15 protein-coding genes and 2 rRNA genes are annotated in these 14,691 nt (G+C 41.9%); 4 read left to right on the plus strand and 13 right to left on the minus strand.

All coding sequences use genetic code 11. The features are described from left to right. Nucleotides 1–10: 10 nt before the first annotated feature. Nucleotides 11–646: a tRNA (guanosine(46)-N7)-methyltransferase TrmB gene (gene trmB, locus H513_RS0116675; RefSeq protein WP_026801743.1), complete on the minus strand. Its 636-nt coding sequence runs from the start codon at nt 644–646 to the stop codon at nt 11–13. A 132-nt stretch (nt 647–778) separates the two neighbouring features. Between trmB and H513_RS0116680 the strand changes: the two genes are divergently transcribed. Next, nucleotides 779–1,066: a YtzH-like family protein gene (locus tag H513_RS0116680; RefSeq protein ID WP_026801744.1), complete on the plus strand. Its 288-nt coding sequence runs from the start codon at nt 779–781 to the stop codon at nt 1,064–1,066. On the opposite strand, the gene H513_RS0116685 is transcribed toward H513_RS0116680, so the two are convergent. Beyond that, nucleotides 1,053–1,856: a phosphotransferase family protein gene (locus H513_RS0116685; protein WP_026801745.1), complete on the minus strand. Its 804-nt coding sequence runs from the start codon at nt 1,854–1,856 to the stop codon at nt 1,053–1,055. The genes H513_RS0116680 and H513_RS0116685 overlap by 14 nt on opposite strands. Nucleotides 1,857–2,075: 219 nt before the next feature. After that, nucleotides 2,076–2,984: a diacylglycerol/lipid kinase family protein gene (locus H513_RS0116690; RefSeq protein ID WP_197057422.1), complete on the minus strand. Its 909-nt coding sequence runs from the start codon at nt 2,982–2,984 to the stop codon at nt 2,076–2,078. A 95-nt stretch (nt 2,985–3,079) separates the two neighbouring features. On the opposite strand from H513_RS0116690, the gene H513_RS0116695 reads away from it, so the two are divergent. Further along, on the plus strand, nt 3,080–4,093 hold the full coding sequence (locus tag H513_RS0116695) for an EAL domain-containing protein (RefSeq protein WP_026801747.1): 1,014 nt from the start codon (nt 3,080–3,082) through the stop codon (nt 4,091–4,093). Here H513_RS0116695 and H513_RS0116700 read toward each other — a convergent pair. From H513_RS0116700 to H513_RS0116720, 5 genes are read right to left on the minus strand one after another with little or no spacing between them, the layout of a single operon-like run. Beyond that, nucleotides 4,083–4,922 carry a nuclease-related domain-containing protein gene (locus H513_RS0116700; protein ID WP_026801748.1) on the minus strand — a complete coding sequence of 280 codons (840 nt, stop codon included), beginning with the start codon at nt 4,920–4,922 and terminating at the stop codon, nt 4,083–4,085. The genes H513_RS0116695 and H513_RS0116700 overlap by 11 nt on opposite strands. A 20-nt stretch (nt 4,923–4,942) precedes the next feature. Then, on the minus strand, nt 4,943–5,485 hold the full coding sequence (gene thpR, locus H513_RS0116705) for an RNA 2',3'-cyclic phosphodiesterase (RefSeq protein WP_026801749.1): 543 nt from the start codon (nt 5,483–5,485) through the stop codon (nt 4,943–4,945). Between the two features lie 22 nt (nt 5,486–5,507). Next, nucleotides 5,508–6,689 (minus strand): MFS transporter, encoded by a 1,182-nt coding sequence (locus H513_RS0116710; RefSeq protein ID WP_026801750.1) that lies wholly within the window; start codon nt 6,687–6,689, stop codon nt 5,508–5,510. Between the two features lie 28 nt (nt 6,690–6,717). After that, complete coding sequence (pepV, locus tag H513_RS0116715) at nt 6,718–8,118, minus strand: dipeptidase PepV (protein WP_026801751.1); 1,401 nt, start codon at nt 8,116–8,118, stop codon at nt 6,718–6,720. Continuing rightward, a complete protein-coding gene (locus H513_RS0116720; protein ID WP_026801752.1) occupies nt 8,115–9,137 on the minus strand; it encodes a potassium channel family protein in 1,023 nt (340 codons plus the stop codon). The genes pepV and H513_RS0116720 overlap by 4 nt, the downstream gene beginning before the upstream one ends. A gap of 164 nt (nt 9,138–9,301) precedes the next feature. Between H513_RS0116720 and H513_RS0116725 the strand changes: the two genes are divergently transcribed. Further along, nucleotides 9,302–9,520 carry a DeoR family transcriptional regulator gene (locus H513_RS0116725; RefSeq protein ID WP_026801753.1) on the plus strand — a complete coding sequence of 73 codons (219 nt, stop codon included), beginning with the start codon at nt 9,302–9,304 and terminating at the stop codon, nt 9,518–9,520. Between the two features lie 43 nt (nt 9,521–9,563). Here the strand turns inward: H513_RS0116725 and H513_RS0116730 are convergent, their stop codons facing one another. Together H513_RS0116730 and H513_RS0116735 are read right to left on the minus strand one after the other, a co-directional pair. After that, entirely contained in the window at nt 9,564–10,292 is a 729-nt protein-coding gene (locus tag H513_RS0116730; RefSeq protein WP_026801754.1) for a pseudouridine synthase, read from the minus strand. 9 nt (nt 10,293–10,301) lie between these two features. Further along, nucleotides 10,302–11,924 carry a putative polysaccharide biosynthesis protein gene (locus tag H513_RS0116735; RefSeq protein ID WP_026801755.1) on the minus strand — a complete coding sequence of 541 codons (1,623 nt, stop codon included), beginning with the start codon at nt 11,922–11,924 and terminating at the stop codon, nt 10,302–10,304. Between the two features lie 110 nt (nt 11,925–12,034). Between H513_RS0116735 and H513_RS0116740 the strand changes: the two genes are divergently transcribed. Beyond that, nucleotides 12,035–13,291 carry a BaiN/RdsA family NAD(P)/FAD-dependent oxidoreductase gene (locus H513_RS0116740; RefSeq protein ID WP_036770652.1) on the plus strand — a complete coding sequence of 419 codons (1,257 nt, stop codon included), beginning with the start codon at nt 12,035–12,037 and terminating at the stop codon, nt 13,289–13,291. A gap of 87 nt (nt 13,292–13,378) precedes the next feature. On the opposite strand, the gene H513_RS0116745 is transcribed toward H513_RS0116740, so the two are convergent. The 3 genes from H513_RS0116745 to H513_RS0116755 form a co-directional block, all read right to left on the minus strand. Further along, the gene (locus H513_RS0116745; protein ID WP_026801757.1) at nt 13,379–13,999 is read right to left on the minus strand and encodes a YczE/YyaS/YitT family protein; all 621 of its coding nucleotides are present in this window, start codon (nt 13,997–13,999) and stop codon (nt 13,379–13,381) included. Between the two features lie 141 nt (nt 14,000–14,140). Further along, nucleotides 14,141–14,253, minus strand: a 5S ribosomal RNA gene (gene rrf / locus H513_RS0116750). A gap of 64 nt (nt 14,254–14,317) precedes the next feature. Beyond that, nucleotides 14,318–14,691 (minus strand): 23S ribosomal RNA (locus tag H513_RS0116755); the annotation flags it as partial.

Below are 14,691 nucleotides of genomic sequence, written 5' to 3' on the forward strand. Positions count from 1 at the left end.
TTACACACTTCTAGAAGCGCACCTTACACCGATAAATCGGTTGACCTTTATTTGAGAACTTCTCTTCGTACTCTGTCATGACATTATCTGGATCCTCTACACTATGAAGGTCAAGAGACACTTCTTCAATCGTCATACCAAACTTTGAGAAGCTCGCTAAACTATATTCAAACAAGCCCTGATTGTCCGTTTTCATAACAATTTGGCCATTTGGCTTCAACACATCTTTGTATTGCTCAAGGAAGGTTTGGTACGTTAGACGTCGCTTCTCATGACGTGATTTCGGCCACGGGTCTGAGAAGTTTAAATAAATCTGGTCTACTTCATCTGTGTCAAACAAGTCTCTAAGATCTTGTGCATCGACATTCAATAGTCGAACATTGTCGACTTCTTTTGCTTTGACTTTCTTAAGCGCACCAACAATTACGTTCTTCACTCTCTCAATCCCAATAAAATTAACATCAGAATGAGCGGCTGCATTTCCTGCAATAAATTGTCCCTTCCCAGTTCCAATCTCTAAATGAATAGGTTGATTGTTACCGAATACTTCTTTCCAACTCCCTTTCTTTTCAAAGGGTTCTTGTTCGACCAAATGGTTATGTTCGGACAGAAAATCATCCGCCCATGGTTTGTTACGTAAACGCATGCGATACGTCCTCCTTTAACGCTTATCAATCATCCCACTTCACGTTCTACCTTTACGACCTCTGCATTGTTCGTATGGTTTCGACTACATTTGGCATGCTAACAATAGAACATTACTTAGGGGGTTTACAAGATGCCTTTGACTTCTAAAGACCAATTACACATTTTATATGATTTGCTTAGTGAGCAATCAGAAGTATGCCAAGGAAGTATCTCTGAATGTCAACAAATCCAACGACTTGTCCATTCCTTACTAAGCAAGGAAGATGTGACAAACAAAGAAGTCCTCGACCTACTTCCTGACATCTATCATTACGGACGTCAAGGCGAATTAGCCGAGGACCTTTCTCAACATATATCCAATCATACAACTCATTTACAGCAATGGACGAATTCCATACAGGCTTCTAATGATTCATAATTCCTAACTTGACCATTAGCCGCTTCAAATCGTCTAACCAACGAGCGGCTTCTGTATCTTCTTTACGATTTCTATGCCATTGAATAAAGGAAATCGTCTGGGCAATGATGTACCAGTACATTCTCTTCTGTAAGGCGTCATTATAATCGACACCATACAGTTCTAACCATTGTGCCCATTCTTCTTCAGGAACATACCAATGAAGCAACATCCCTAAGTCCATAGCTGGGTCCGCGACCATTGCATTATCCCAGTCAATTAAATAAAGTTGGTCATCATCTGTTAACAACCAATTATTGTGGTTCATATCACAATGACAAACCACTTTGGGTTGATCTTGAACATGATTCAACTGTTCATTTAAATATCGCAAAGATTGATGAATTTCTATATTCGTATTTACAAAGCTCGCTTCTTGCTCCTCAGCTTTGAGTGCTTGCAAGATATTCTCTGGATCAAGCGGCTTCTTTCCAATCCGCATTAACAGATCGAGTAGCTCAGACGAATGGTGAATTTTACTCAATAGTTGGGCAACTCGATGATGATTAATTTCTCCAGGCGATAACTCTCTGCCTTCTAACCACTGCTGGGCTGTAATGACGTCTCCATTTTCCATTCTTTTCGTCCACACGAGTTTCGGAACGATCCCTTCTGCTGATAGTACAGCAAGAAAGGGTGAAGAATTTCGTTTAAGGAAAAGGCGTTTCCCTTCACGTTGTGCATAATAGGCCTCGCCTGTCGAACCGCCTGCTGGTGTAATTGTCCAATCTTTGCCGAGTATTTGTTCCAACCAATTCACCTTCAATTCCTCAAATCTTCATAAGGTTTATTTCGTGTCTCAATTATTGATAAAGGTAAGATAAGTATACCTTATTTATGAGTGATATACATCTAAATCCCTAAAAATTTAACAAAAGGCAACTTGTTTGATTCTAGTCATTCTAGCTCTCGACAATTATAGAGACATACAATAGATTAACGTATTTCGCCATAGAAATTCAAGTTTTACTTATTTTTTTGTCGATTTATAGAGAACTTGGTCATCTTGTGCTTTCTTTGCGGTATATCTTTTCATTGTGATTGGTAGTCCATCTACCTGCCCAACCACATCACTTTGGCAATTCACTTCTATTTCATTCCCTCTCCAAAGCTCAACTCCATTTATCTGTGTGTGCCTCCCTAAGAAAACAGACAAGAACAACACAACAATCTTCCACTTTGGCATATTAGACACAGTCAATACCGATAGCAGAGATGAAGATGCCCGAGCATCTGGCAGAATTCGCATGCCCCCTCCGAAATATGGATGATTCCCAATTACGACGAGCCAACAGTCCTCTAAGGACCGTGTATGTCCATCAGTCGTGATTGTACAGGAGAATGGTGAAAACGTCCGGATAGCTTTGTAGAAGGTTAAGGCGTACGTAACTACACCTAATCCTCGCTTATTCAGCCACTTCTTAAGCGTTTTAGGGGTAGAGTGAATGAGTGCCCCGTCAATCCCAATTCCTATATTGTTTACAAAATGGCGCTTCGTATGTGCCGTTTCATAGCGGCCTCCTTTAAAGGAAGCGCCCTCAGGCATCTTCATTACGTTCTCCATCATGCTTATAGGGGAATCGTTGTAGCCAAGTCCTCTTGCGAAATCATTTCCAGAACCAGCTGGTAGAACACAGATTGGAACAGCGCGATGTTGAAGAAGCCCATTGTAGACTTCATGAACTGTACCATCCCCGCCGATAATAAATACACAACGAATTTTACGGTAATAAAGCGTGACAATTTGTTGGATTAACTTTTCTGCATGTCCTTCGTACTCTGTAAAATAACTCATACAACGTTTTTCCGTGAAAAGAGAATGATGGCGGATGGACTCAAATAATTTAGCTCCCTTTCCACCTCCTGCTTCACGGTTCACGAGAAAAATAAACATGGGTACCCCTTTCATGAGAAGTCGAGGATTTTGAAATTTGCAATAATCTATTATACTAGTATAAAAAAGGAGGAATTTATGTGGAGAATCCGTGTCAATATTGTGGGACAAGTATCTCTATCCCAGAAAAAGGAACACTAATTGTTAAATCGTTAGACAACAAAGCTTCTTCTCTATACAGAACATTATTAGAGGTGGAAAGTCAGGGAACCAATCACCTATTCCAGTATGAATCTCTTCAGGAATTAAAGGGGGTTGCTGCTACTCTTGTTGAAGATGGATTGGAAGAGCAATTGGTGTCTTTAAAGTCAGCAACGTCCACTCAGCCAATACTTGTTCAGCATCTTTACGAAAGACTTACATACCCAGAAATGACCGCTACCATTGAGGAGGGTTGGTTTACCACTCACCTGCAACCAATTGTTCACTTAAGCGACCACTCCATTTTTGGGTACGAAGCGTTATTACGTCCTACTCATTACGAGATCAATCCTATGCAATTATTCTCCTTCGCCCAACGAGCCGGTCTACACTCCATGCTAGATCAAAAAGCGAGGGAGGAAGCAGTAAAAAAGAAAGCTGAACTAATCCCTAAGGGACAAAAGTGTTTCATTAATTTTCTTCCATCTACGATTTATGCTCCTGAGCATTGTCTAAGTCATACATTCTCTATCGTCAATCGCTATAATGTTAACCCTGCTGAGCTCGTATTCGAAGTGGTAGAAACAGAAGCCATCGATGATGTGGACCATCTAAAACGGATTCTAAGAACTTATCAGACATTCGGTATGGAGGTTGCTCTTGATGATGTGGGAGCTGGCTTTAGTACGCTTGAACGTCTAAGTCTACTCACTCCTCAACTCGTGAAAATTGATCGTTCCTTCATAACAGACTGCCATCAAGATGAGTCGAAGCAGCAATTTCTTAAAGAAGTCATCGATATTGCCAATCAACTCGAGATTTCTGTTCTAGGTGAAGGAATTGAGACGAAAGAGGAGTATGAATGGTTGAAACAACTAGGTGTTCATTACGCTCAAGGATACTATATTGGAAAGCCTTCTCCTTACTTAATGGAGGCCATCGCTACTCAATAAGATCGGATTCGTCATCCCACTCGTTTCTTCGGAATGAGGTCGTCTGTGCATGGCTGAGTATAGCTTCCAACGCCTTTAATTGCGTATGTTTTAGAGGGGAGCGTAGCGCACGCATCCTCTCAAACCATGCCTCATATTGTGCTTTCCCAATGTACCTCGCATTGTAGGGCTCAGTTGAAAACGAAATTATATGGTCTTGACTAAGAATAACTTGCTCCACTGGAAACTCAATGTTATGAGCTGCAAGTATGGATTTCACCACACGGTACGTGCGTTGTAAAGATAATAAAGGATTTAATATCTTCGTTCGAACATCTCCACTTTCTTTATACCAATTCCTTGAGTCAAACGGATAAAATGTAACACCTTCTTCGTCTCCGAGAAATGAAATACATTGTATTCCTTGTGGCGAAATGATGACATGATCCCCTTGCATTGGCGCTTCTTTGAGCTTGAATATTGGCTCATAAAGAACAAGGTAAGTGTCTGGAAACCGTTGCAGAAAGTACGCTAACTGTGGGTCCTTCTCATACCGCTTATCCATAAAAGAGCGTTCAGTTAGCGTTCTGGATGCCCATTTTAATTGGAACGGCAGTAAATCATTTAGGAATACCTGCTTCAATTCAAGTTCCGTCTGAGGGAACTCTTTCGGATTTGATTCTTCTTCCTGAGAAACATACCCGTATTTGTATGCGATATTCCTCGCATCCCATCTAGCTTTAATGGTTTTATAATTCTCCTGCTTAAGACGAATATATTGACCTGGATAATTATATGGGTTCGTTTCGTATCTTGAGATGTAATCAAACAACTTTACTAATTGAGCCAAGGCGGGACACCATACCCTTTCTATTGCAGTTGAAACGTTTGCACCGTTTCATATTTAGGAGAGCGATTCGGATGTATCCTGAATAACGTGAACTCTGTGACCCAGTGCTTCGACTTCCCTTCTACTATTTCAATTCCACTGAAAGGAAGACTCAATGCACGATCTCCTCCCCATCTCTTCGCCAACGTGATGTGAGGGCGATATGGACGATCCTCTTGAGGGGACCCAAACGTTTCACAACAACGTACAACTTGTTCATGCAACATTGTTAATTGTTCATTCTCTTCAACCCCGCCCCAAATCACACGAGGGGTCGTTGGATTTCCAAAAGAACCAATGCCTTTCAAAGTAAGTGCAAATGCACGTTGTTCAATCTCACCGAGCCGTTGAATTAATTCTTCTACTACTTCTTCGGTACATTCTGATAGAAACTTAAGTGTAATATGAAAGTCTTCCGGATGAACAAATTGTTTCATAGGAAGCTGTCGCTTAATATCTTTTTGAGCTGTTTGTAACCATTCATGTTCTGAACCAACCGTCCGAATTCCAATGAAATAATGCATAGCTTCGACTTCCTTCCTTCTGTTACGCTTCCTTCTGTAACAAAGTTGGAGAGGTCATACGCTGTACCACGAGAGTCAAACCAACCCCTACCAACGTCATACCACTAAAGAAGGCATACATTCCATATACGTTCCACCAATCAAGCAATACACCGCCAATAAAGGTGAAGAACGCATTTCCCATACCATTCCCAACAGCAGAATATAACCCTACTGCAGTTGCTTGTACATCAGAAGGCGCTACTTCCCTTACAAAGAGAAGTGCAGCAGGTATATACAATCCAACGGATACACCTTGTACAATTGTTGTCGCATAAACGACAGAGACAGAAGGTTCAAAGAAATACACCAACCACCGCATACTCGAAACAAGTGCACAAAAAATAAGGACATGGATGACACCAAAGCGATTAATCACTTTCTGAGCAATATTCATAAATGGGGCTTCACTACCAGCTGCAATTAGAAACGCAACCCCCACTCCAGACAAGGTGCCACCAACTGTGAGAATGAACGTTCCAAAGTAATAGTTATTCGCAAGGACTGGACCAAAGATTAGGAAGTTTGAGCACAGAAATAACAAGAATTCCTTCTGCTTAATTAACCGACTAATCCCCGTCCGGAAATCGACTTTCATCTCCTGGCCGACTTTTGGAAACGGGATTAGCATAAATGCAGACAAGAATAGACCTAATGCGAACAAGTAAAATACCCATGTGGTATTGCTAAATAGATCCGTTACTCGACCCGCGACAAAACTTGCTACCGCAAATCCTAAAGCACCAAACAATCGAATATTGCCATATTCTTTCTTGTATTGTTGGACGAAACTTAAAGAAAGACTGTCCGAGAGTGGCACGACAGCGGACTGAAACATAGCAATTGATAAAATGCCTAGCAGTAACAACAGAAATCCATCTAAATACGTATAGACGATGGACAGCATTCCCGCTATCAACACAGCTATCGTCAATAACCTTCTAGGTCTTCTCGTATAATCACTCATAATCCCCCATAGTGGTTGAATGAAAATCGTCAATAACGGAATCATAGCCACGATGGTACCAATTTGAGTATGCGATAACCCTTGTTCTTTCTCTAAATAAACCGACAACAACGGAAACAGAGAACCAAATCCAAAGAACACAAAAAAGTAAAAGCTTTGAAAATACCGATAGGTTCGCTGAGGATTCGCCAAATTCATACGTTTATTCCTCCCCTTGAAACAGCCATTAATTGGCTAATGTATAAATAGCTTCCGCATAAATGAAGGCAGCCTTCATCATATCGTCAATGGATACGTGCTCATCCACTTGATGGGCAGTAGATTTGTGATGAGGGAACATGGCTCCATAAGCAACCCCTTGGTCTAAAGCACGAGCATAAGTTGCTCCGCCAATGCTTTCAGGTACAGCATCTTCACCTGTATGTTTATTGTAAATGTCCAATAGCTGTTGCACTAAAGGATGGTCCTTTTCGAAATATATCGGTGCCAAGTGCTCGCGTATATGCACATCGTACCCAAGGGATTGAAGTTGCTCCCTAAAGGTCGGTTCCCATCGCTCCAATGTGTCTGTCACTGGATAGCGAATATTGACCCCTAAGTTCAACGAATTATTCTCATAAGTCCCGTACCCAACATTCACAGTCAGAGGGCCTGACATTTCATCTTCGCTCCTGATCTCAAGTGCTTCTCCTCTTGTATCTTTAAATAATCGATGCTGTGCTGTCAGGCTTTCTTTTAATGATGGTGCAAGCGGCAGAAGACATAGAAATTCCACCATCCCAAGCCACGCACTCCGTCCATCGTTAGGCTCTTGAGCATGGGCAGATTCACCCGTCAGTGTAAGATGCAAACGCTCGTCCTCAAGTTGAGCCGTTCCATTAAAGTCCGAAGCTTCTATATAATCCAAGAAATTCTCCTGTACATTATGAAGGGATTCACCAGTCAATGTAGCATTCGCACGATAAGGGACCATGTTCAAACGCTCTCCAGCATGGAACGTGACAAGTTGTAGTGCATGGCCTTCTTCTGATTCAATAGAATTTGTTACTTCTATATCAACCAGCCCTTTCTCCGCATGCGTAACCGGGAAACTAGAATCTGGCGAGAACCCGATTGAAGGCATTTCTTCTTGCTTGAAGTAATAGTTCATGCACTGCCAATCACGCTCTTCATCCGTTCCCATAATGAGTCGAATTCGCTTCTTAGGTTGAAACCCGAGTTCATGAAGCCACTTCATTGCCAAGAAAGCCGCCATAACAGGCCCCTTGTCATCTTGGGCACCACGTGCAAAGATCTTCCCATCTTCCACGTAGGGTTCGAAAGGTGGGTGTGTCCACCCCTCTCCTCCAGGAACAACATCTAAATGCCCCAGTATTCCAATGAGGTCTTCTCCATTTCCCCATTCAATATGACCTGCGTAGCCATCGACATTCTTACTCTGAAATCCTGATTCTTCTCCTAAGGCAAGCATGTATTGTAGTGCCTCTTGAATCCCCTCTCCAAAAGGCTGCCCGTCAGAAATCGTTCCCTCATCATACGTACTCTCGATTGCTAGCAACGTTTTCAGTTTGTCTATGTAATAAGATTTCAGCTCATTTAAGCTTGTTTCTGAGAGCGTTAGACTCATGATTGATACTCCCTTTCAATTTGTTTATAGGTCTCTTTATCGCATATGACAAATAATTCAGCATCAGGTGGAATTACTTCATCCAACATGCGGTTAATACTTAAGTTCTGTCGGTCTGCCACTAAGGTTGCTCCCCGTTTTAACAAGTCGTCAAACGCATCACGGTAAGTCTTCCACTGTTCTGATAAAGGGATCTGAAATAAATCGTCCCCATGAGAGCGGCTTATGAGCTGCCCATAAAACCCTGAAATTCCTTTCGTAAAGGCGGATCGAACCGCTAAAGTAGAAACGGTCTGAGTAGAGAACACAAATTCATTTACATTCACATGAACAAAATTCTTAATATGCTCTTCTTCCATTATCTCTACAACGATGTGTACATTAGGGTCACACGTCTCTACGGTTGAAGCGACTAGGAGTGTCTTGCCGTCTACCAACTGAACATCTTGTATACGGTCATCAGCAAAAATCAATACAGCCTCCGCTTCAGATACATTCGCTTTTAGAACGGTTTCTTTCGCAGAAGCATTTCCCCGAATATAGTGAATATGCTCTTTTAAGTAGGGTGCCTTCTCTAAATCGTCTATGATGACAATTTCAGCCTCAGGCTTTGTATCAATAATTTCTTTAACAGCATAATAAGCCTTCTTCGACCAGCCTATAATGATGTAATGTCCTTTCCCTGAATACACAATATCACCTTCTTCTCTCTTTTTGCGGAAGACGGAAAATCCATCTATAATCTTTCCGATGACAACCCCAATTAGCCCAATCCCAAATATATAAAGGAAGATTGCGACCCAACGGCCTGCCCCTGTGGCGGGAGAATAATCTCCATAGCCAACTGTTGTAACTGTTGTCATGACCCACCACAATCCATCATAGAATGTTTCAAATTGGTTTGGTTCAATGAAGGTTATAAGTGCAGAGGAAACTACCACAAGGATAGCAGTCATTAGGAAGATAAATCCATTACTCACTCGAACAACTTTCATCATTAATTTACGTATCAAGCTCATGTTTCAACTCCTTTAAGGTCACGCTAATGAATAGTAAAAAACGTGAATTCTCTGTAAATTTATTGCCTTCTACTAGCCATTATACAACGAAATCATGTACACTATAATCAACTTCCGAGATTCATAAGGCAACATGCTTCAAACAAACATTAAGGAGTGGTTTTTTGAATCGTTCTACATCCCGAATGCTCAATCGTGTAAAAGATATTTACTTATACATCAGAAAGCATGGGACAGTGACTACCACTGACCTCTCAGAGGAATTTGGCATCACGGATCGAACCGTCCAGAGAGACCTTCACGTGTTACAGTATAATGGCCTTGTTTCAAGTCCGAATCGAGGAAAATGGCAAATAACAGAAAAGAAAGTAAAAATATCTTAATCAATTATACAATGAAACCCGGATGTCTCCATCCGGGTCTTTTTTAGCTTTCTTTTTTATTCTGAGCTTGCTGAAGAAATTCAATTTCTTCATCGTTTAGCTCTCTATATTCACCAGGCTCCAAGTCTTCATCTAACTCCATACCTGCCATGCTGAGCCTTTTCAGGTAGGTAACTTGCTTGCCAACACTTTCGAACATTCGTTTAACTTGATGGAACTTCCCTTCAGTAATGACTAGTTCTATGATAGATTCCTCGCCAGACTCGAGTATGGTTAATTGTGCTGGCTTTGTTACATACCCATCGTCTAACTCAACACCTTCTAGAAACGAATCTTTATCCGCCTCTGTCACTACACCTTCAATATGGGCAAAATAGCGTTTTCCAACCCCTTTTTTAGGCGATAGAAGCTGATGAGCTAGCTTTCCGTCATTTGTAATGAGAAGAAAGCCCTCAGTATCTTTATCTAGACGGCCAACAGGGAAAGGCTCGAACACTTGGTCTTCTGGTTCTAGAATATCAATCACAGTATGCTCATTCGGGTCCTCAGTCGCCGATATGACCCCTTGAGGCTTGTTCATCATCAGATAAATGTGCTCTCGATACTCAACAAGTTCACCATAGATAGTAATTTCCTGTTCGTAAGGATCGACGTGCTCCTTCCCGTGTTTAAGGGGTACGCCATCAGCACGAACCACACCAGTCTTTAATAATTTCTTCACTTCTTTTCTCGTTCCATAGCCCATATTGGCTAATACTTTATCAATTCTCATCGTAGTCTCCTAACTTTGTTGTCTTCTCTTCATAAAGCGATCTAATACTTTGACTCGATTTCCTAGCACACGTTCTAATAAGGAAGAAAGGTATGCTGCATATAAGTAGAAACCTCCACCCACTAAGGCGCTAATTGCAATGATGACGATTGACCAGAGCCTACCATCATTGTAATCAATTGCGAAAGAGAGCACCCAACGTATAGCGAGGACAAGAACAGCCATAAGCAATGTGAATATACCAATCAACAACGTTCGCTTCCATAGCTGTTGCATTGGGAAAGATACCGCACGTCGAATCTTCCACAAGTTAAGCAACACCGCAACTCCGTATCCTAAGCCAGTTGAGATTGCTAACCCTGCTCCTCCGAACAGTTGCATAAACGGGATGGTCAATGAAACCTTAAGGAAGAATCCAATGCCCAAGCTAATTACTGCAAATCGTTGTTGGTTAATACCTTGTAAGATGGAAGACGTTACAGGGAATAGCGCATAAAAGAGCGCCACTGGAGCATAAATCCTTAGCAAAGGACCAGCCGTTGAGAGAATTTCGCTCCCATAGAAAACATTATACGCCTCATAGGATAAAATCGAGATTCCAATTGATGCTGGTAATACGAGAAGAATAATCGTTTGTAGCGATTGGTTCATTTGATGGAAGAGAGATGTACGATCTCCGCTTGTATACGACTTTGTAATCGCTGGAAGTAAAGCGAGTGATAATCCAGTAGCCAATGTAACAGGAATAATCACTAGTTTATGTCCCAACGAAGAGACAATCGCATACTCGTTCTCGGTAATTCCTCCATTACTCCAAGTAAACATATCCACCAGTTGGAATAAAGGCATTGCAATCCCAATAAAGACGAACGGCCCTGCGTAAGACAATAGCTCCTTTAATAGGCTTCCTTCACTACCAGTTGAGGGAACAGTTTGCTCTTGTGCTCGTTCTGTAAATGTAGCTTTATTCTTCTTCCAATACCAAGCTAACACAGCGACAGAGCCTAGAGCTCCAATAAAGGCAGCAAAAGAGGCAAACCCAACAGCTGTTGAAATCTTACCGCTAAAGACATTCATCACTAGGAAGACAGATGCAAGTAAAAACGCAATCCTTACAATCTGTTCGACTACCTGAGAAACTGCTGTTGGTTTCATGTTATTATTTCCTTGGAAGAAGCCTCTTGTAATCGACATAGCAGGAATAATAAGTAACGCAAAGCTCACCATCTTAATGACAAGCGTGACATCTTGAACTGAATTATTCGGGTTACTTTCCTCATTATTCGATAATACTAGTTCAGCTATGCTTTCTGCTGAGAAAAAGAGAATCATAAATGTAAGTAACCCTGTACCTGCCATAAACTTCAGCGCGGTCTTTAGCATCCGCTGGCCTGTTTGATAATCGCCAAGTGAATTGTATTTGGAAACAAATTTAGACACCGCAAGTGGTACGCCTAAGGTAGAAACGCTAATTAAAATCGTGTATGGTATATAAGAATAGGTCAGTAGAGCAGCACCTTGTGCGCCAACTAAAGCCTCGAACGGAATCATATAAATGATTCCTAAAAATTTTGAAAGAAAACTAGCTGCTGTGAGCATCATCGTTCCCTTTAAGATGTTCGATCCTGACATGTTTTCACCTGCATTTGTTTGTAGAGTGCAATGAATCTATTTTATCATAGATACAAGGGTATCGTTGACTTTCAACACACGTTTTTCATATAGAAAGGATTGGAATATTCATGTACGACGTAACAGTTATAGGTGGTGGCCCCTCTGGTTTGATGGCAGCCATCGCTGCAGCTGAGAATGGAGCCAACACAATTTTAATAGATAAAGGCCGAAAGTTAGGTAAGAAGTTAGCCATTTCAGGTGGAGGGCGCTGTAACGTAACAAACAACCTTCCCCAAGATGAAATCATTAAGCACATTCCAGGTAATGGACGCTTTCTCTATAGTGCCTTCTCCGTTTTCAATAATTACGACATTATGGAGTTCTTTGAGAATCTAGGCGTTGAGCTTAAGGAAGAAGACCATGGTCGTATGTTTCCAGCCTCCAACAAGGCGAAAGATGTCGTGAATGCATTATTAGGACGACTTGAGGAACTAAATGTAACCGTATGGAAAGATGCCCCTGTCGAAACTATTCATTACGGGGAAACTTCGCACGAAATTGTACTGTTGTCGAAAGAGCGTGTGGAAACAAAATCACTGGTCATTTCTGTTGGAGGAAAATCCGTTCCCCATACAGGTTCGACAGGTGATGGGTATGCATGGGCAGAAAAGGCCGGGCACACCATTACTGACCTCTACCCGACTGAAGTGCCACTCATTTCCCAAGAAGCCTTCATACAAGACAAGCGTTTACAAGGACTTTCTTTACGAGATGTTGCCTTAAGTGTTGTAAATGAAAAAGGAAAAACAATCGTTACCCACCAAATGGATATGCTCTTTACTCATTTCGGAATTAGCGGCCCTGCAGTTCTTCGTTGCTCTCAATACGTTGTTAAAGAGTTTAAGAAAGGACACCGTCCTGTTAAGATGACGATTGATTGTTTTCCTCATGAGAAAGAAGACAAGATATTGCAACAGGCTCGCGAACTTATGAATGAAGCTCCTAAACGTACAGTAAAGAACTTATTTAAAGGATGGGTGCCTGAACGGTATCTCGAACTTCTCCTTGAAAAGAATAGCATAGGTACGGATGACAAAGCGACCAATACCTCCCTAGAGAAAGTACAAGGATTTGTGAAAGACCTGAAGCACTTCTCCTTCCACGTTCATGACTCTCAATCTATCGAGAAAGCATTTGTAACTGGTGGTGGTGTATCTGTGAAAGAAGTTGTTCCAAATACAATGGCCTCGAAGAAGATGGACCGATTATTTTTCAGCGGTGAAATTCTTGATATCCATGGGTACACAGGGGGCTATAACATTACATCTGCCCTTATTACCGGTCGTATAGCTGGTACCAACGCAGCCTATCATTCCTATTCATAAGAAGAACCCCCTTCTCTATCTACCAGAAGGGGGTTCTTCTTCTATCCAACTCAAATCAATCTTTCAAATTCGAGTAGGGACACTTATCTAAGAAATTGACTTTGCATTAGACGCTTGGTTATAGTCATGTCTATTAAGAACATGGAGAAAGAATTGTATGAGGTAACCGGCAACTACTGCATTTAAGACGGTGCCTACCCCTATAGGGCCATTCACAAACAGAGCAATGAGCACCAGTAGTAGGCCAATTCCGAGACGAATGGTACCTATCCCCAAAGGGAGCCGTTCAGATAATACAAGCATTAAACGGTCAATGGGAATTAAAGCAAAATCAGCTTTAACGTAGACAGCAATCCCGAGACTACTTAAGACGACGCTACTTATTAATAGGATCACCTTTTCTTCTATTGAAATCGCTTGAAACATTGGTCCCAGGAGATGCATCCAACCGTCTATCCCAACCCCTGTAACCAATGAAGTGAAGATTGCCCACAATTCCGGCTTCTTCTTTTGAATTATTGCGTTACAACCAATCATCGTTAAACCTATGATAATCTCCCAACTCCCAATGCTCAGGCCAAGAGTCCGGTACATCCCAACTAGTAGTGCATCAAAAGGCGATGTCCCTAAACTCGAAAGTACGGCTAAGGATATCCCAAACGTTAGAATTCCGATCCCACTTATGTAATAGAATAGACGCCTTATCATACAATCCCTTCTCTCCGCTTAACTATCCTTCCATCCTAACACAGGACCCATTGTATAAAAATTCCAAATGCTCATTTCTATACAAATGGACTAAATTCAAAAAAACACCTTCCAGGAAGAACCTGAAAGGTGTTTTCAATTGCTGAGCGGCGTCCTACTCTTGCGGGGCGAACCCGACTACCATCGGCGCTGAAGAGCTTAACTGCTGTGTTCGGCATGGGAACAGGTGTGACCTCTTCGCTATCGCCACTCAACTTATATAGAAGGATGTACCTTCAAAACTAGATAAAATCATAATAGATGTGAAACGCAAATTTTTAAGTTAAGTCCTCGATCGATTAGTATTCGTCAGCTGCACGTGTCACCACGCTTCCACCTCGAACCTATCAACCTTGTCATCTACAAGGGATCTTACTCACTTAAAGTGATGGGAAATCTCATCTCGAGGGGGGCTTCATGCTTAGATGCTTTCAGCACTTATCCCTTCCACACGTAGCTACCCAGCTATGCTCCTGGCGGAACAACTGGTGCACCAGCGGTGTGTCCATCCCGGTCCTCTCGTACTAAGGACAGCTCCTCTCAGATTTCCAACGCCCACGACGGATAGGGACCGAACTGTCTCACGACGTTCTGAACCCAGCTCGCGTACCGCTTTAATGGGCGAACAGCCCAACCCTTGGGACCGACTACAG

The organism is Pontibacillus halophilus JSM 076056 = DSM 19796, from assembly GCF_000425205.1.
GTDB classification, from domain to species: domain Bacteria; phylum Bacillota; class Bacilli; order Bacillales; family BH030062; genus Pontibacillus_A; species Pontibacillus_A halophilus.

Bases quoted from the DNA above. Each gene is read 5' to 3' on its own strand.
- trmB (WP_026801743.1), bottom strand. From the start codon at position 646: ATGCGTTTACGTAACAAACCATGGGCGGATGATTTTCTGTCCGAACAT.
- H513_RS0116680 (WP_026801744.1), top strand. From the start codon at position 779: ATGCCTTTGACTTCTAAAGACCAATTACACATTTTATATGATTTGCTT.
- thpR (WP_026801749.1), bottom strand. From the start codon at position 5,485: ATGCATTATTTCATTGGAATTCGGACGGTTGGTTCAGAACATGAATGG.
- H513_RS0116710 (WP_026801750.1), bottom strand. From the start codon at position 6,689: ATGAATTTGGCGAATCCTCAGCGAACCTATCGGTATTTTCAAAGCTTT.
- pepV (WP_026801751.1), bottom strand. From the start codon at position 8,118: ATGAGTCTAACGCTCTCAGAAACAAGCTTAAATGAGCTGAAATCTTAT.
- H513_RS0116720 (WP_026801752.1), bottom strand. From the start codon at position 9,137: ATGAGCTTGATACGTAAATTAATGATGAAAGTTGTTCGAGTGAGTAAT.
- H513_RS0116730 (WP_026801754.1), bottom strand. From the start codon at position 10,292: ATGAGAATTGATAAAGTATTAGCCAATATGGGCTATGGAACGAGAAAA.
- H513_RS0116735 (WP_026801755.1), bottom strand. From the start codon at position 11,924: ATGTCAGGATCGAACATCTTAAAGGGAACGATGATGCTCACAGCAGCT.
- H513_RS0116740 (WP_036770652.1), top strand. From the start codon at position 12,035: ATGTACGACGTAACAGTTATAGGTGGTGGCCCCTCTGGTTTGATGGCA.
- H513_RS0116745 (WP_026801757.1), bottom strand. From the start codon at position 13,999: ATGATAAGGCGTCTATTCTATTACATAAGTGGGATCGGAATTCTAACG.